The following is a 17456-nucleotide window of genomic DNA, read 5'->3' as shown; positions in this document are numbered from 1 at the left end:
GTCTTCCGTTCCAGCCCTCGCCGTGCATTAATGCGGCAAAACCGCTGTCAGCGAGTCCCTCCCATGATGTCCATGCAAGCCTACCTCGCCTTCGTCGCCGCCTGCATTGCGCTGGCGCTGCTGCCGGGGCCGATCGTCACCCTCGTCATCGCCAATGGCTTGCGCCACGGCACGCGTGCGGCGCTCGTCAACGTGGCCGGCGCGCAGGCCGGGCTTGCCATCGTCATCGGTATCGTCGCGATCGGCCTGACCTCGTTGATGGCGACCATGGGCTATTGGTTCGACTGGGTGCGCTTTGCCGGCGCCGCATATCTCGTCTGGCTCGGCATCAGGCTGATCTGGATGCCGGTCGAAGGCGTCGATATCGATGCGCCGCCACCGCCGCCGCGCGGCGGCTTTTTCCTGCAGGGATTCCTGGTGCTGCTGTCGAACCCCAAGGTGCTGGTGTTCTTCGGCGCTTTCATCCCGCAGTTCATGGACATGAACCAGCCGCATTTCCCGCAGGTCGCGCTGCTGGGCGCCACCTTCATGGTGACGGCGGTGATGACCGATGCGCTCTACGCGATTGCCGCCGGTCGGGCGCGAAAATTCTTCTCGGCGCGGCGCACGCGAATGATGTCGCGCATCTCGGGCGGCTTCATGATCGGCGGTGGCATTTGGCTGGCGCTGACCCGGGCGAAGTGACCGCTTACGCCATTCCCTGCTCGCGCAGCGTGATCTCGATCTCGCGCAGGATCCGCGCCAGCCGCTCGGCCCATTGCTGCTGGCCGCTCTCGTTGGCGATCAGGTCTTGGCGGATTTCAATGCCGGTGTTGACCAGCCCGCGCGCCTCGCCGTGGACGGGGATGGTGTAGTCGGTGATGTCGCTCACCGCATAAGGCTGATTGTCGCCGACCACGAGTTCGCTCTCGGCCCGCAAATGCTGCAGCATCAGCCGCGGCAGCACGGTATCGCGGTGATAGAGCGTGCCGATGTGCCAGGGCCGCGGATCGCCGTAATAGACCGGCGTGAAGCTATGCAACGCCACCAGCACCGTCGGCTTGCGCGCCTTGACACGCGCATCGATCGCGGCGCCAATCCGGCCGTGATAGGGATTGAAGATCTCGCGCCGGCGCATCTCCTTGGCCGCGGCCGATAGATCCTCGTTGCCGGGTATGGCGGTCGCCTCGGAGATCACGGGGATCGAGCTTGCGACGCCGGGCGGGCGGTTGCAGTCGATCACGAGCCGCGAATAGCGCTGCGCGATCAGATGCGCATCGAGCATCTCGGCGAGCCGCTCGGCGACGCCGGCGATGCCGATGTCCCAGGCGATGTGCCTGACGAGATCGCTGTCGGCGACGCCGAGATCGCCGAGCGCGCGCGGCAGCACCCGTCCGTAATGATCCGCGGTGAGCAGGAACGGCGATGTCCCCGCCGCATTCACCTCATGCACCGGCGGAATGTCGCCCTTTCCGAGCAATTGATCTGATACGTCGGCTATTTCCAAATCCATCCTGATTTGCCTATGGAATGACAAACTGTGTAAACGGAGTAGCGGTATCGCAGCGACGCCGCAACGTTGGAACAGCATGAGCTCGGATCGACTTTTCGTTTACGGCACCCTGATGCGCGGGTTCGACCACCCGATGGCGCGGCTGCTCGCGGGACATGCCGAATTCCTCGGCGAAGCCACCTGCCGCGGCCGGCTCGTTCTGGTGAAGCACTATCCGGGATTGCTGCTCTCCGAGGCGCCGACGGACATCGTCCACGGCGAGCTCTTTCGCCTGCGCGTGCCGGACGAGCTGTTGCGCGAGCTCGACATGTACGAGGCCTGCGGCGAGGGCTTTCCGGAGCCGACCGAATATCTGCGGCAGATGATCGAGGTGACGCGCTCCGACGGCAGTGTCGAGAAGGCCTGGACCTACGTTTACAACTGGCCGGTCACCGATCTGCCGCGCATCGAATCCGGGCGATTCCTGGAGCATTGATCGTTCTTGAGCATGATCTTCTCGGAAAACTGCCGCGCACTTTTCCGGATCATGCTCTAAGCCGACAGCACTTCCTTCACCACGCGCACGTCGACCTCGCGCTCGACATAGGCCCACTCCTCGGTCCGCCGCAGCATCGCCACCAGCTCCTCGAACAGCGAGGCGTGGGCGGGGGCGAATTCGAACCAGGTCAGGAAGTCGAAGGGGCCGCCGAGGTCGCGGCAATGATAGAGCTGGCGCGCGATCGCGGGCAGAAAACGAAGACTGCTGGCAATGTGGTGCGACTTGTCCTCAAAAATCTTGCGGCGCTCTTCCTGGGTCAGCTCCCACCAGGCCTGCGACTTGCGGATCGGGATCAGCGCCGCGCTGGTCGCCTCGAGCCGGCCGAGGCCGGCCTGCACGGCGACGAGCTGCTGCTTCTCGGGCCGCTCGGTATAGCGCAGGCTGCTGGCCACGCCGACGAGGCGCCAGGCATTGCGCGAGGGCACCAGCGGCAACGAAACGGCCTCGCTGTCGGTCACCGACAGCGCCGGCACGAAGGGCAGGGGCTCGCCCGTCACAGGCGAAATCGAGGTCACCCGCCAGCCCCCGCTCTGGCCGCCTCGAAAGGTCCTGAACATGGCGGTATGGAAGCGTGGAACCGGGCGCGGTTCAAGCTTTCTGTCATTCCGGGGCGCGCGAAGCGCGAGCCCGGAATCCATTTCTCCCAGCATTCTGGCGGCTCAATGGATTCCGGGCTCGCCCCTTTGGGGGCGCCCCGGAATGACGGGCCTGTGCATAGGTCGAATAACCCGGATAACCCTCCCAAACCTGACTTTTGGCCGCGCCGCACCTATATCCCTCATCCTTCGCCCGACTCACCCCGGTTCGCGCTACACAGAGCCCATGCGCTTCACACCCCAGTTCCTCGACGAGCTTCGTGCCCGGCTTTCGGTCTCCGAAGTCGTGGGCAAGCGCGTCAAGCTGAAGAAGGCAGGAAGGGAGTGGAGAGGGCTGTCGCCGTTCCAGCAGGAGAAGACGCCGTCCTTTTACGTCAACGACCAGAAGGGTTTTTACCACGACTTCTCCTCCGGCAAGCACGGCGACATCATCAGCTTCGTGATGGAGACCGACGGCCTGCCGTTCGCCGAGGCGGTGGAGCGGCTTGCCAACATGGCGGGCCTGCCGCTGCCGGCGGTGACGCCCAACGCGGCGCGCGAGGAGCAGCGGCGGCGCTCGCTGCATGACGTGATGGAGCTTGCGGCGAAATTCTTCGCCGAGACGCTGGCCTCGCGCGTGGGCGCGAAAGCGCGCGGCTATCTCGCCGACCGTGCCATCTCGCCGGCGACGCAATTGCAGTTCCGCCTCGGCTATGCGCCGCCGCCGCCCGATCGGTTCGCGCTGAAGGAGCATCTCGGCAAGCTCGGTGTCTCCATCGAGGACATGATCGAGACCGGGCTGCTGGTGGCCGGCAACGACATTCCCGTGCCTTACGACCGCTTCCGCGATCGCGTGATGTTTCCGATCACCGATCTGCGCGGCCGCGTCATCGCCTTCGGCGGGCGCGCGCTGGAGAAGGACGTTCCGGCCAAGTATCTGAATTCGCCGGAGACGCCGCTCTTCCACAAGGGCGACAATCTCTACAACCACCAGACCGCGCGCAAAGCCACCCATGACGGCAGCCCGCTGATCGTGGTTGAAGGCTATGTCGACGTCATCGCCATGGTCACCGCGGGCTTTGCCGGCAGCGTCGCGCCGCTCGGCACCGCGCTCACCGAGAGCCAGCTCGCGCTGCTCTGGAAGATGGCGGACGAGCCGATCCTCTGCTTCGACGGCGACCGCGCCGGACAGAAGGCGGCCTATCGCGCCGCGGATCTCGCGCTGCCATTCCTAGCACCCGGCAAGAGTCTTCGCTTTGCGCTGCTGCCGGAAGGGCAGGATCCCGATGATCTCGTGCGCTCGGGCGGGCGCGGCGCGATCGAGGAGGTGATCGGCGCCGCCCGTCCGCTCGCCGACATGATCTGGTCGCGCGAGTTAGAGGCCGGCAATTTCGCCACGCCCGAGCGGCGCGCCGCGCTGGAGGCCCGCATCAGGGAGCTCACGAACGGCATCCGCGACGAGGTGGTGCGGCGCTATTATCGCGACGACTTCGTCGAGCGGCTGCAGCGCACCTTCGCGCCCGAAGGCGGCCGCGGCTTTGGCGGCCGGGGCAATTTCCGCCCAGGTGGCGGCCGGCCGTTCCAGCCGTGGGGCGGGGCGAATCGATTCGGCGGACAGGGGTTCGGCGGCGCCCGCCGCGGGCCCCCGGGTCCGACCCTGCTGCCCTCCGGCCCCTACCAGGCGGCGAGCCCGCAGCTGGCGGCAAGCCCGATCCTGCGGGGCCAGCGCAGCGCCATCTCCCGCCGGGAGGCGCTGATCCTGCAATGCCTGATCAACCACCCCTGGCTGCTGCACGAGCATTTGGAGGAGGTCGCCGCCCTGGAGCTGGCCCATCCCGAGGCCCACAAGCTCAGGGCGGGCATCATCGCCGCCTTCGCCAACGACCATCACCACTCGCCGGACCCTGGCGAACTGGCCGAAAAGATGCGCGGCGACCTCGAAAAAGGCGGATTTTCTCAAACTCTTCAAAGGGTTGAGAATGTCATCACGACCCAGGCGGTGTGGGCCGCCCGCGAGGGCGCGGCCCGGGACGACGTTCTTGCCACCTGGCACCAGCTGGTTGCCTTGCATCGGCAATGGCATTCACTACTTAGAGAGCTGAAAGATGCCGAGCTGGCCTTGGGGAGGGATCCCAGCGAGGCCAATTTGGCATGGCTGCGTGACGTCAAGGCTCGGATAGGGGAAGTCGACGGTACCGAGGCCCTGATCGAGGGTTTTGGCGAGCTGTCGGGCCGGCTCCAGAAGAGCATGTGATGAAAGAATCATGCGGACGGCCGCAGCTGGTACCGCTAAAAGACTCGCCAAATCCTGGGTTTGGCGGCAAAAACAGGGTTAATCGAGGCTTAACGGTCTTGTAGCACTTTGGCCCGGAGGCGGCCGCAGGCATAACAGACGCGTCAGGAATGAATCCGCGCAATCGCTGTTGGCACTACACCTGCATCCGCCGCGACAAAGAGGCTGACGAAGCGTTAGGCAATTCCGGCGAGAGAAAGTTGGGGGTGGCGAGAGGTTTGTGCGCCGCCCTTTCCGTGTCGAGAGCTGCCGAAGCGAGAGCGTCGAGCAACAGGTTCATGTGAATTCACGCAAGGCGCGGCGGGCGCCTCGCATGAAGCGCGTTTAGGAGCAATGGATGGCCACCAAGGCAAAGACGCTGCAGGCGAAGGACAAGGAAAAAGACGACAAGGCAGCGGATGCGCCGGAGAAGGATTCCCAGGACGCGCCCTCGCCCTTGCTCGACCTGTCCGACGCCGCCGTGAAGAAGATGATCAAGCAGGCCAAGAAGCGCGGCTTCGTGACCTTCGATCAGCTCAACGAAGTCTTGCCATCCGACCAGACCTCGCCCGAACAGATCGAGGATATCATGTCGATGCTCTCGGACATGGGCATCAACGTCACCGAAGCCGACGACACCGAAGGCGAGGAGGAGAAGGACGAGGGCGACGACGAGACCGATAACGAGCTCGTCGAGGTCACCCAGAAGGCCGTCACCGAGGTCAAGAAGAGCGAGCCGGGCGAACGCACCGACGATCCCGTGCGCATGTATCTGCGCGAGATGGGCACGGTCGAGCTGCTCTCCCGCGAAGGCGAAATTGCCATCGCCAAGCGCATCGAGGCCGGCCGCGAGGCGATGATCGCGGGCCTGTGCGAAAGCCCGCTGACCTTCCAGGCCATCATCATCTGGCGCGACGAGCTCAACGAGGGCAAGATCTTCCTCCGCGACATCATCGATCTCGAAGCGACCTATGCCGGCCCGGACGCCAAGGGCGGCATGAACGCTGCGATGATCGCAGGTCCCAGTGGCGAGAACGGCGAAGCGTCCGCCGAGGGCGGCGAAGCCGCGGCCGCCGCTGCGCCCGCGCATGTCGCGCCGCCCGCCGCGCCGCCTGCGCCGACCCCGTTCCGCGCCGCGCCTGCGGCCGCCCCCGAGGGCGAGGAGAAGGATCCGGGCGAGGCTGCGGCCGAAGCCGACATGGACGACGACGAGTTCGAGAACCAGATGTCGCTCGCGGCGATCGAGGCCGAGCTCAAGCCGAAGGTGGTCGAGATCTTCGATCGCATCGCCGACAGCTACAAGAAGCTGCGCAAGCTTCAGGAGCAGGACATCCAGAACCAGCTCCAGAACGAGTCGCTCTCGCCGCACCAGGAGCGCAAGTACAAGAAGCTGAAGGACGAGATCATCGTCGAGGTGAAGTCGCTGCGCCTCAACCAGGCCCGCATCGACAGCCTCGTCGAGCAGCTCTACGACATCAACAAGCGCCTCGTCTCGCATGAGGGCCGTCTGATGCGGCTTGCCGACAGCCACGGCGTCGCGCGCGAGGACTTCCTGCGCAACTACACCGGCTCGGAGCTCGATCCGCGCTGGCTCAACCGCGTCTCGAAGCTCTCGGCCAAGGGCTGGAAGAACTTCGTCCACCACGAGAAGGACCGCATCAAGGACCTCCGCCACGAGGTGCATCAGCTCGCCGCGCTGACCGGCCTCGAGATCGTCGAGTTCCGCAAGATCGTGCACTCCGTGCAGAAGGGCGAGCGCGAGGCCCGCCAGGCCAAGAAGGAGATGGTGGAAGCCAACCTCCGTCTCGTGATCTCGATCGCCAAGAAGTACACCAACCGCGGCCTCCAGTTCCTCGACCTGATCCAGGAAGGCAACATCGGCCTGATGAAGGCGGTCGACAAGTTCGAGTACCGCCGCGGCTACAAGTTCTCGACCTACGCCACCTGGTGGATCCGGCAGGCGATCACCCGCAGCATTGCGGACCAGGCCCGCACCATCCGCATCCCCGTGCACATGATCGAGACGATCAACAAGATCGTGCGCACGTCGCGCCAGATGCTCAACGAGATCGGCCGCGAGCCGACCCCGGAAGAGCTGGCCGAAAAGCTCGGCATGCCGCTGGAGAAGGTGCGCAAGGTCCTCAAGATCGCCAAGGAGCCGCTGTCGCTGGAGACGCCCGTCGGTGACGAAGAGGATTCACATCTCGGCGATTTCATCGAGGACAAGAACGCGATCCTGCCGATCGATGCCGCGATCCAGTCCAACCTGCGCGAGACCACCACGCGCGTCCTGGCCTCGCTCACCCCACGCGAAGAGCGCGTCCTGCGCATGCGCTTCGGCATCGGCATGAACACCGATCACACGCTGGAAGAAGTCGGCCAGCAGTTCTCGGTGACGCGCGAGCGTATTCGTCAGATCGAGGCGAAGGCGCTAAGGAAGCTGAAGCATCCGTCGCGGAGCCGGAAGTTGCGGTCGTTCTTGGATAACTGACGATGCTGGCGCTCGGGGGGGCGCCGCTTTCGTCTCCAAAGCAGACGACGACTGAGCGGCAATCTTCGCTTTTCCCCTATTACGCAGGCTTCTCAGAAGCCTTCGTAAGGGATGTTTTGGATGCGTTGCAAGCGTCTTCCGACCAGGTGGTGCTGGACCCGTGGAACGGCTCGGGGACGACGACCAGCATTGCTGGACAGAGCGGACTTCAGTCAATCGGCATAGACATAAATCCCGCTATGGCCGTTGTCGCAATGGCGCGCCTCGCATCTCAAAAGCACTTGACGGAAGCACGTGGAATCCTAACGAACTCCGGGCGCACGCTTTCACAGAGATTCTTGATCGAGAATTGTAGTTCGCCCTACGACTGCTCTACGCGTTCGTTGCTGCTTCTGGCCGTGTTTCGAATTGCACGGAGGAAGCTGAGAGATCGAGATCGACTAGCCACGAATCCGACTTGGTGGCAGGTCGATCAAGCCGAGGTGCGCAGGGCCCTCGCATCGATCACCAAAATACAGATCGATCGTGAATTGAATGAACTCGGATCGAAACTCTCGGGGGGCAGAACGTCAGCCCCGGTTTCCTTGGTTCGAGGCAATCTGCTTGGTCCGGCTTTGCCGCAAATCGCGGCTGATATCATTATTACTTCGCCACCGTATCTGACGCGAATTGATTATGTGAAGGCAACGTTGCCAGAGTTACTAGTTCTTTCATTGGTCGAAGATTTTTCCATCGAAGAACTGCGCCGATCGATGATCGGCACTCCAGTGATCGGTCGAGGGCCTGATTCAATGCCCGTACATATCGGCGATTATGGGAAGTCTCTTTTAGCAAAGATCGCTGCGCATACTTCGAAAGCGTCGGCAACTTATTACCTTGCTTTCTTTAGTTCCTATATCTCTAGGATGGTTGCTTCTTTTGAGAAGCTTAGGGGTCTCGCTCGACCAGGAGCGCAGATGGTCATTGTTGTGCAGGGCTCCCACTACAAGGAGATCTTTGTCGACTTGGCTAGACTATCGACCGATTTCGCAGGCGCAGCGGGATTCAAGTTGGTGAGCCGCGCAGATTTCAACTTTAAGCAGAGTTTTGCACAACTAAATCCGAAAGCCAACGGCTATGGTATGGATACTGCCCAGGAGACTGCATTACTTTTCAAGCTGGTCTAATCTGATCGAGTAATAATCAATGCTTGCTAACGCCTCACCAATGTCGGTCGGAGATTTTTGCAACGACCTCAAGGCCAATAAGATCACGATCAACGATGACTATCAGCGCAATTCGGGGCTTTGGTCCTCTCTGGCGAAGTCATACTTTATCGAGTCTATTCTTCTCGAATTTCCGATTCCGAAGCTTTTTGTTTATGCTCGAATTGATCTAAAGACGAAGGGGACCATCAAGGAGATTGTTGACGGGCAGCAGCGTAGCGGCGCGCTCCGAGATTTCTTCAATAATAAGCTTCGATTGTCGCAGAAGATCGATACGGATCGCTTTCGGGGAAAACGTTACTCAGATCTAGAAGACGACGACAAGTCAAAATTTCTTGGCTATTCCCTTCCTATCGATCAGTTCTCAGGTGTTCAAGAGGCGGAAGTCCGAGAGGCGTTCACCCGGATGAATGCCAACAACGTGCCTTTGAACGAAGAGGAGCAACGCAATGCTCGGTTCCAAGGCCCCTTTAAGTGGTTCGTGAATAGCTTGTGTAAGGAAAAAAGAGAGAGATTTCTGAAGATTGGATTGTTCTCGAAGCGAGATTTGATCCGAATGGGTGACTTTAAGCTGGTCGCTGATCTTGCATACTTAGTCGACAATGGCATCCACACGACGAAGAGTGCGCAACTGGATGCGATCTATAAGAAGTACAACACCTCCTTCGATCGTGAAGGAGAGTTTCAAGAGCGACTTGGCTGGGGCATAGACACTTACCTCAGCATGGATGCATTTCATGATCCCCGCCTGGCCAAGCCTTATATGGCTTATTCGATCATATCTGCACTCATTGATAGAAAATATCAGCTCGCTATTCTGGAGCAGGCTCGCAACTTGGTGCCTGAGATTGCTGCCAAAGTTGATGCGGCGCCCGTAAGCCTCGATGACTTGATCGTGGCATTAGGTAGTCCGGAGGATTCTCCGCAACTTGCGGATTTCGTGCAGACCACGACAAAGACCAACGTGGACACTTCTCGCGCCGCGCGGATGTTATATTTCGATTCAGCGCTCCAAAATCTAGATGCTTGATTGATATGCGCGCATCTCGTCGATTTGACACGACGCAGAATATCCTCATGCGACGGATTTCCTTTTTTCGATCGTGTCAAAATTATTTCGTTGCCGGGAATGATCGTGCCGCCGCGACTTGGGGAGCGCACGTAATTATTGAACTCGACAACCTCATCATTTCAACATTCAGAGAGTTTCTGGTCTCATCGAATTTCGGCGTAAAGGGCCTATCGGGACGGTGGGCGCGAACGCAGGTCCCACCATTTCCTACTGATGCTCACTTAGGCGCACAGGCTTTATCGATCGTGAATTCAGTCAAATATCAGCGGATGGGCTCTCCTCAGACGATCGATCGTCGCGACGAGCACAAGTTTCGCAACCCAAGAGAGGTCCGTAACGTCTTGGCTTCCCTTGGTGGGAATAACTTAGCGGAGTTCGATGCTGCGCTTGCGTTAAACACCACGCTCTTCTCGGACATTGCAGTAGTCAGGAATTTCTACGCACATCGAAATCGCGATACGTGGCGCAAAGTTAGCAATCATTTCGCTAGCCAACGTGGCTTTCCCCAGTTCCGAAAGGCTGCCGATCTGCTTACCTATCAACGGGCAGGGGTCGCAGGCACCCTGCTGGACGAATGGTTGGCGGATGCGGAATTGTTCTTTGATTTTGCTTTGCAATAATTGTCCGTTTGTCGCCGCCACGCCATCAAATCCGGTCTAGAAACAATGGACGTTTCGCAAGCGGAGTGAAGTTGGCGGAAAATGATTGATTTTCGCAGTATTTGCGTCGCTTTGGGCCTCTAAGTATCTCTGCGGCACTTACTTCTTCTTCGCCCCCACCCGTTCGATCCGCTTGATCTCCAGCGGTGGTCTCCCGCTCTTCTCCGCGATCTCGCGGTCCTGTTCCATAATGAAGGCGCGCGCGGGTTCGTCGCCGTCGAGGCCGCCGAGCAGTTCGGCCGGCACGCGGCGGTTGGAGCGTTGGGAATCGTCGGCATAGACGACGTTGAAGAAGGCGAATTCGCCTTTGGGGTTGGTTCCGGGTTTTTTGGCCATGGCGGCTTGTCCTCGATCAGGACGCCGCAGTCAAATGACTTTCGGGATCGTCGCCACGCCCTTCAAGAAACGGCGGGCCGGAGCCCGCCGTTTATCTCTTCAGCGTCGCCCGGGGCTGGCAGGGCGACAACCTAAAATAGAACGCTATAGAAGTCGCGCCGCGATGGCAAGGCAAATCGTGGTGGCGTCGATGTCGCAGCCAGCGGACCATAAGCGCTGGTGCGATGTGTGATGCAGCTTCCGCATCGAAACAATTGTTTGGATTGCCAAATCAATTTGTTCATCTCACTTGCTCTCGCAACGCAGCGATGCGTGAGACGTTTTGTCCGAAAGTGCGTTCGTCTGCACCTCTTCCCGCGGACGTGCAAACGGTGGCATCCCAGATTGAGGCGCAGGGTCGGATCGTCCGTTGTTCAACCGTGCGCGCGGGCGTTGCGTCACCTCCTGTACGGCGAGGTGAGACCCGTGTCCGCCGCCTTTGTCGCCAGGCTCCTTGCGTCCCTGCGCCATGATCGCGCTGCCCATCGCGGCCGAGCCGAAGGTGATGAGGAATGAAGCAAGCAACAGCACAAGCGCAGTGCCGGGTGCGCGGTCGGCGAAGATCAGCTCGCGCAGATGCCCGGGGTTGAGCCAGAGCAGGCCGCCGACCAATAGCACGGCGGCGCAGGCGCCGATCGCGAGGTTGATGGCGAGCAGGCGGAATAGCGGGATGCGCAGGAGGGAGCGGGTTGATTGCGGCTGCTGGCGGTTGGGCATGGCGACACGATTCACCTCACGCCGCCGGCGCAGCGCGCGCGGCCTGCTGTCGTTCCATCATGGTCTGCCACAGCGTCGCAATGCTCTGTTGCGTCTGCGGCGCGATCAGGCAATGGCCCTCATTGTCGAAGCCGCAGAACCGCACGGAAGCGTCCTTCTTCACCTCGGTCAGCGCCTGGTTGATCATGTCGAGACACGTCATGACCTCGCCGATGTCCTGCAGGCGCGTGTGATGCAGGATGTCCATCAGCCGGAACGTCATCACCGCAGGGCGGCCGAAGCTGATGCCGGGGCGGCCGAGCTCGAACAGCACGTTCACGGCAGGAAGCTCGCCGCGGATGTGCTCAAGCACGCCGGCCATGTCCTCCACACTGCAGGCGACGAGATGGGCGACCTGCGGCGGCGCGGCCGTCGGCGTCCGCGGCGCAAGGCCGAGCGCGGCGATCACCTCCTGCTCGATCCATTGCCGCACCAAGGCGGGCGCATTGCGAATCTGCTCGGCGGTCAAGGTAATTCCGGTCATGTGCGGTTCTCCTGCTCGGCCCAGTCTAGAAAGCACGGCCTGAGACGGTTTGATGCGGATCAAGCCTTGTGCTTCGAGCCTTGTCCTTCGAGCTGTGCGCTAAACCAGGATGGCGAGAACGGGCGGTCCGAACACGCTTCGCGGGGGTATCGGCAATCTCTGTCGGTTTGGGGAAGACGGCCTCGCCGTTGCTCGCACGCCGGCCGCCGCGGGTTCTGAATCGGTTGCCTAAAGCGAGCGCCGGAGAGCCCTGAAGGCCGCAATGGCCTCCGGGGTCGGCGGCCAATCTGACGGGAACTTCGCCTCGAAGGCGCCGGCACATTGCGCGATGGTGGTTTGATTGGGCGAGGGGTGCCCAATGGTGATCACGGAAGAGGGCTGCACCGACCAATCCGGGATGTCGTCGCACAGTGCGACGATGCCGCCCAGTGCAACCAGCGTCGGCTCGCTGATGTCGGCGCCGCTGGATCTCGCCGGTTTGACGCCGAACCATCGGTCGAGGATATCGGGTGTCTCGTGCGCCGGCCGCAGCCGCATTGCCTGGAGACGCAGCCGGTTCTGATGACGTTTGACGCCGCGCGGCGTCGGATCGGCCTCGAACACGGCGGGGTGCCAGATCGCCAGGGCTGTGCGGAAATGCTGGGAGTCTTCTACCTTGTCCTCACGCACCATGGTGATGCGCCGGGCGGCCAGCATCACGATGAGCAGCATCGCAACGGCGAGGCCGAGATAGGGCGGCACGCGCCGGGACAGAATGAGCTGATCGGCGGAGGCCACCGGCATTGCTTTCGTGATGACATCATTGCGCTCCGGCGCCTGGCTCGGCGCGGCCGGTGCGGCGTTCCCGGTGGCGGCGGCCGTGGACGTTGCCGCGGTTTGCGGCGGCTTCGCCGGGGGTGGTGACACCACGATCTGCAAATTGTTCACCCATGAGGCCAGCAACCAGATCATCAGGAGCAGGGTTATGGCCGGGATCCCGACATCCGGCACATAGCGCAGCGTCCTTCGAATGCGGTCCGGCCATGGCGAAATGCCCTCGGGCCGCTCATCGTGGCCGAACGACAGCCCGACGCTGTTGCGGACGTCCACGTCGGGGACGGGAATGGTGAGGTTGAGCAGCTTCTTCAGATATTGCCGGGCGCGCCCCTGATCGTTGCCATACTGCTTGGCGATGATCTCGACCACCTTGGGCTCGTCCATGCCGAGGAAGATGAAGCACGGCCCCGCGGTGGTCAGGAAGTTGATGGATTCCAGCACCGCCATGAGGTTTTCCGGCGTGCAGCGATCGAGATCGTCGATGAAGATGACGAGGCCCGGGCTGGTCGAGGTCCGCAAGGCCCGGCCGGCGGCCTCGAACTCCTTGGCGAATTTGTAGCGGAAGCCGAGCTGCGCGCTGAAATCGGCGAGCTTGGAGTTGCTGCGCAAGGTTGCCATCAGCTCGGACGGCTTCAGGTCCATCGTGGCATAGATCTTGACGATCACGAGCAGCAACGTGCCGGCCCCGACGAAGAGAGCGTGATCGAGCCAGCTGCTCGCGGACTCCGTCAATTGCGCGAGCTTCGGCCACTCGGCGTCGGGCTTGAGCCAGACGGCGGCCAGCGAGTTGCCGATGGCTGCCCATTTGAACGCGAAGGCCATGCTGAGGATCACGGCAAGTATCAGCAGCAGCGGGACGATGTCTCGTCCGGCGCGCACGTACAGAAGCCGCGCCCTGAACCACAGGCCCGACAGCCGCCAGACCGACGGAATGGCCTGGCCGCGGATGTTCTCGAGCAGGGCCGCGAGGATGTTCTCTTCCTTCTGGTGATGCCAGGCGTTGAACCAGACCGGGCTCGACCCGCGCTGGCGCAAATCTTCCGCCACGAGGTTCATCAGCGAGCTCTTGCCCGTGCCCCACGGACCGGTGATCGCGATCGTCAGGGGCGGCGAGGTGCTGGTGTTGCGCACGAACCGCGACAGTGCGAGCGCCAGCGGCTTCATGCCGAGCACGTCGAAATCGTTCCACCCGATCGGCGTATCGGATGTGCCGGTCTCCGAGATGCCCTGGTCGACCTTGCTGCCGGGCAGGTCGTGCCACGCCAGTCCGGTGAAGAAGAACGCCAGCGCCAATCCCGGAATCGCGCCGAACAGCACCCACGGCGCGAATTGCCATCGATACGATAGGCGCTCCCACGTCTTGCCGCCGTCCGAAGTCTGGAAGACCGCCGGAAGCGGGCCTTCCTCGTTGCCGTCCTCCCATCCCGACGAGATCCAGCCGAAGCGCCGGTCGGGCTGGAAGTGAAGCGAGCGGAGATTGGCTTTGGTCGGAAGGCTGATGAATTGCGTGTCGTGCTCGACTTGGCCTTCCGGCGTGAACAGCTTGAACGTCGTGGAGGCGAGGCGGCCTTGCGCGAACAGCGTGAACATCTTGGTGGTGCGCTGGGGCAGATCCACGTTTTCGTCAGGAGGCAGGAGACCGAAGAAGTTCATGCGCGATGACGTCGCGCGCAGAAATTGTGCCACACCCTGTTCCAGCTTCGCCGACACGCTAGGCTTGTAATATCCCCGAATCTGGTCATCGACGGCGTATCCCGACAACGCAAAAGGAACTGGCGTATCGATGACCGCCAGCAGCATTGGATCGACCGATCCTGCGCTATCCAGCGCATTGTGGGCCGGGACCAGCGATGGTCGCTCGCCACCGATCGCGACGAATGGCGCGGGGTTGAGGTCGGTCGGAAACCCTTTCCAGATTTGTCCGCCATCCTGGCTGGCGGAGCCGTCTATTCCTGCCAGCCGCAGGCACCATTTGCCGTCCATGTCGCACCCGGCCCAATACGCCCCTTCCGATAGTGGCTTGCGCGCAGGCAGGCTCGCAAAATTCGGATCGTCGTTCGGGTCGGGCACCAGCCTGATTGCCGTCGGCCGAGCCGCCCGTTTTGAAACTTCCGGATCGAGCAATGGCTGCTGCTGGATGGGCGGTATCGGCGGCCGAGACTGCTGGGCCTGGTTGGGGATTTTCGACAGCTCGGCGAGATCGAGCGGAGCCTGCTTTGGCGTCGGTGCAATCTTCAGATCGGGGGCGTCGAAGGCATGGGCGGCGTCGAGTCCCAGCCAATGAAACGCCGCGCGCTGCGGTGCTGCCTCCGGCAGCCCCACAGGCCGTTCGGTGAGCCAGGCGGTCGATGATTTCGGCCGCCATGACAGTACGCCCGCTGCGCCCATTGGCACCACCGGCATGGCGGCCAGACGTGGATCGGGTTGCGGCTTGAAGAGATATTGAATCCAGGTCGGATCGGGCGTGAACGGATCGGTGCGGATCGAGCGATCGTTGAGGCCGACGACGCAGAGGATGAGCAAGGCGAATGTGATGGTCGCCTTCAGGTACAGACGGCGCAGCATCATGCGCCGGTCGGTCCGGGACCTCCCCGCGAACAGATCGCCGGTGGAAATTGGCGTCGGCGCTGAAGCATCCATGACGCGCCCTCCGGAACGAAACGGCAACTCAACCCGCGCGCGCATCTGTGCGCTGCACTTCCTGGGCTTGATCATTGGTCGGGGCGAAAAGCTTCAGGTTCATCTGCTTCGCAAGGCGTGAGGCGCACGCCTTGCGCGCTTTGACCCGACCGGTGTTCCCGGGCATGATCCCGCGCCGCTTTCCGCGCTCATTTTTCAGAGGAATTTTCGATGCTGAGATACGCCCTGGCCGCCACCTTCACCGTTTGTCTGGCCGGCGGATCGGCGCAGGCCGCCCGCTGCGGTGGCGACTTCAACGGCTTCGTCGGCAGCATGGCGCAGGAGGCGCAGGCCGCCGGCGTCTCGGCGAGCGTGACCTATGCGGCGCTCAACGGCGTGACGCCCGATGGCGCCGTCCTCGCCTTCGACCGGCGGCAGCGTTACACCTTCAACAAGAGCTTCGAGCAGTACGTCTCGACCCGCGTCGGCCCCGGCCGCATCAATGGTGGGCGCGCGCTGCTGCAGCGCCATGCCGCGCTGTTGTCGCGCATCGAGCAGCAATTCGGCGTGCCGCGCACTATCCTGGTCGCGATCTGGGGGCTGGAGAGCGATTTCGGCAAGGGAGACACCGGCAAGCTGCCGGTGATCCGCACGCTCGCAACGCTCGCGCATGATTGCCGCCGCACCGATCTGTTCCAGGGCGAGCTGCTAGCCGCGCTCAAGATCGTGCAGCGCGGCGACCTGCCGCTGCGCGACCTCATCGGCGCCTATGCCGGCGAGATCGGCCAGACCCAGTTCCTGCCGTCGTCCTACATCAAGTACGGCGTCGATTTCGACGGCGACAGCCATGTCGACCTCCGCCACAGCATCCCCGACGTGCTCGCCTCGACTGCGAACCTCTTGAAAACGAGCGGCTTCAAGATGGGCCAGCCCTATGGCGAGGGAACGCCGAACTTCGAGGCGATGCGCGAATGGAACAGGGCGGTGGTCTATCGCAAGACCATCGGCTATTTCGCCGATCGGCTGATGGGGCAGTGACACCCTCCCCTGGAGGGGAAGGGTCGATCGCGCGTAGCGCGAGCGGGGTGGGGTGATCTCTCCATACGGGCAGTGTTGGATGTGGAGAGACCGTCACCCCACCCCGTCTCACATTTCGCTGCGCTCCATGTGAGCCGACCTCCCCCTCCAGGGGAGGGTGAAAAGAGCGGGGAACAATCACGTCCCCTTCGCCATCTTTTCCAGCTTTCGCTGCAACGGCGCCCAATAGGTCCCCGGGCGGAAGCGCTGCAACAGGTCCATGAAGCGGGCGTCGTTGCCGATCAGGATGCGCGGCTCGTTGCGCTCGATGCCCCTGATGATGCGCAGTGCCGCGTCCTTGGGCGAGGTCTTCGCCGCGTTCTCGAACCGCTCGATCGATTGCGCGCGGCGGGCATTGTCGGTGACGCCGGCGCCGGTGCGGGCGTTGCGCGCGATCGCGGTGGCGACGCCGCCGGGATGCACGACCGACAGTCTGACCGGGCTGCCCGCGACGCCGAGCTCGTGCCGCACGCTCTCCGAGAAGCCGCGCACCGCGAACTTCGCCGCGGCATAAGCCGATTGGCCCGGCGGGGCGATGATGCCGAAGATCGAGGAGAGGTTGACGATGTGCGCCTCGTCCATCGTCTTCAGGTGCGGCAGGAAGGCGCGCGTGCCGTGCACCACGCCCCAGAAATTGATGTCGAACAACCAGTCCATCTGCACCTGGTCGATCTCCTCGAAGGTGCCCATCAGCGCAACGCCGGCATTGTTGACGACGATGCCGAGGGCCGGATGCGCGGCGATGGCCTCACTTGCGAACTGCGCGATATCGCCGGCCTCGCCGACATCGACGCGATGCAGGCTGACCTTGCGCGTCGTTCCGATCTCCGTCGCGAGCGCCTTCAATCCGCCCTCGTCGCGATCGGCCAGCGCGAGATCGCAGCCGCGCTGCGCGAGCTCGATCGCCAGCGCCCGGCCGATCCCGCTCGCAGCTCCCGTGATGGCCGCGGCGCCCCGAATCGTCGTCATGAGTTCCCCCGTAAGTCCCCGATGATGGAACTATGGATTACATTTTTTTGAAATGA

At 62.4% G+C, this 17456-nt stretch carries 14 protein-coding genes and 1 pseudogene; 8 read left to right on the top strand and 7 right to left on the bottom strand.

Going from position 1 to position 17456, the window contains the following annotated elements; all coding sequences use genetic code 11:
* Positions 1-63: 63 nt before the first annotated feature.
* On the top strand, positions 64-684 hold the full coding sequence (locus tag HZZ13_RS11690) for a LysE family translocator (protein WP_197959760.1): 621 nt from the start codon (positions 64-66) through the stop codon (positions 682-684).
* A 4-nt stretch (positions 685-688) separates the two neighbouring features.
* Here the strand turns inward: HZZ13_RS11690 and HZZ13_RS11685 are convergent, their stop codons facing one another.
* Positions 689-1492 (bottom strand): N-formylglutamate amidohydrolase, encoded by an 804-nt coding sequence (locus tag HZZ13_RS11685; protein WP_197959759.1) that lies wholly within the window; start codon positions 1490-1492, stop codon positions 689-691.
* 76 nt (positions 1493-1568) lie between these two features.
* Between HZZ13_RS11685 and HZZ13_RS11680 the strand changes: the two genes are divergently transcribed.
* Positions 1569-1967 carry a gamma-glutamylcyclotransferase family protein gene (locus HZZ13_RS11680; protein WP_197959758.1) on the top strand — a complete coding sequence of 133 codons (399 nt, stop codon included), beginning with the start codon at positions 1569-1571 and terminating at the stop codon, positions 1965-1967.
* A gap of 56 nt (positions 1968-2023) precedes the next feature.
* Here the strand turns inward: HZZ13_RS11680 and HZZ13_RS11675 are convergent, their stop codons facing one another.
* On the bottom strand, positions 2024-2587 hold the full coding sequence (locus tag HZZ13_RS11675; RefSeq protein ID WP_197959757.1) for a chlorite dismutase family protein: 564 nt from the start codon (positions 2585-2587) through the stop codon (positions 2024-2026).
* Positions 2588-2852: 265 nt separating this feature from the next.
* Here HZZ13_RS11675 and dnaG point away from each other — a divergent pair, with 265 nt between their 5' ends.
* From dnaG to HZZ13_RS11650, 5 genes are all read left to right on the top strand, one after another.
* Positions 2853-4859 carry a DNA primase gene (dnaG, locus tag HZZ13_RS11670; protein ID WP_197959756.1) on the top strand — a complete coding sequence of 669 codons (2007 nt, stop codon included), beginning with the start codon at positions 2853-2855 and terminating at the stop codon, positions 4857-4859.
* A 376-nt stretch (positions 4860-5235) separates the two neighbouring features.
* Positions 5236-7368 (top strand): RNA polymerase sigma factor RpoD, encoded by a 2133-nt coding sequence (gene rpoD, locus HZZ13_RS11665; protein WP_197959755.1) that lies wholly within the window; start codon positions 5236-5238, stop codon positions 7366-7368.
* Between the two features lie 2 nt (positions 7369-7370).
* Positions 7371-8534: a DNA methyltransferase gene (locus HZZ13_RS11660; RefSeq protein ID WP_197959754.1), complete on the top strand. Its 1164-nt coding sequence runs from the start codon at positions 7371-7373 to the stop codon at positions 8532-8534.
* 19 nt (positions 8535-8553) lie between these two features.
* Positions 8554-9603, top strand: a complete 1050-nt coding sequence (locus HZZ13_RS11655; RefSeq protein ID WP_197959753.1) for a DUF262 domain-containing protein — start codon at positions 8554-8556, stop codon at positions 9601-9603.
* A 47-nt stretch (positions 9604-9650) separates the two neighbouring features.
* Entirely contained in the window at positions 9651-10265 is a 615-nt protein-coding gene (locus HZZ13_RS11650; RefSeq protein WP_197959752.1) for a hypothetical protein, read from the top strand.
* A gap of 138 nt (positions 10266-10403) precedes the next feature.
* Here HZZ13_RS11650 and HZZ13_RS11645 read toward each other — a convergent pair whose 3' ends face one another.
* From HZZ13_RS11645 to HZZ13_RS11630, 4 genes and pseudogenes are all read right to left on the bottom strand, one after another.
* Entirely contained in the window at positions 10404-10640 is a 237-nt protein-coding gene (locus HZZ13_RS11645) for a hypothetical protein (protein WP_197959751.1), read from the bottom strand.
* Between the two features lie 435 nt (positions 10641-11075).
* Positions 11076-11396: pseudogene (locus HZZ13_RS11640) on the bottom strand (hypothetical protein); the annotation flags it as partial.
* 16 nt (positions 11397-11412) lie between these two features.
* Positions 11413-11919 (bottom strand): hypothetical protein, encoded by a 507-nt coding sequence (locus HZZ13_RS11635; protein WP_197959750.1) that lies wholly within the window; start codon positions 11917-11919, stop codon positions 11413-11415.
* 228 nt (positions 11920-12147) lie between these two features.
* The gene (locus tag HZZ13_RS11630; protein WP_197959749.1) at positions 12148-15375 is read right to left on the bottom strand and encodes a KAP family P-loop NTPase fold protein; all 3228 of its coding nucleotides are present in this window, start codon (positions 15373-15375) and stop codon (positions 12148-12150) included.
* A gap of 210 nt (positions 15376-15585) precedes the next feature.
* Here HZZ13_RS11630 and HZZ13_RS11625 point away from each other — a divergent pair, with 210 nt between their 5' ends.
* Positions 15586-16392 carry a lytic murein transglycosylase gene (locus tag HZZ13_RS11625; protein ID WP_197959748.1) on the top strand — a complete coding sequence of 269 codons (807 nt, stop codon included), beginning with the start codon at positions 15586-15588 and terminating at the stop codon, positions 16390-16392.
* A gap of 177 nt (positions 16393-16569) precedes the next feature.
* On the opposite strand, the gene HZZ13_RS11620 is transcribed toward HZZ13_RS11625, so the two are convergent.
* A complete protein-coding gene (locus tag HZZ13_RS11620; RefSeq protein WP_197959747.1) occupies positions 16570-17400 on the bottom strand; it encodes an SDR family NAD(P)-dependent oxidoreductase in 831 nt (276 codons plus the stop codon).
* Positions 17401-17456: the final 56 nt, after the last annotated feature.

Origin of the sequence: Bradyrhizobium agreste (genome assembly GCF_016031625.1) — a bacterium.
Lineage (GTDB): Bacteria > Pseudomonadota > Alphaproteobacteria > Rhizobiales > Xanthobacteraceae > Bradyrhizobium > Bradyrhizobium agreste.
Note: the sequence above shows the minus strand (reverse complement) of the source record. Positions and strands in the feature narration are given on the sequence as shown.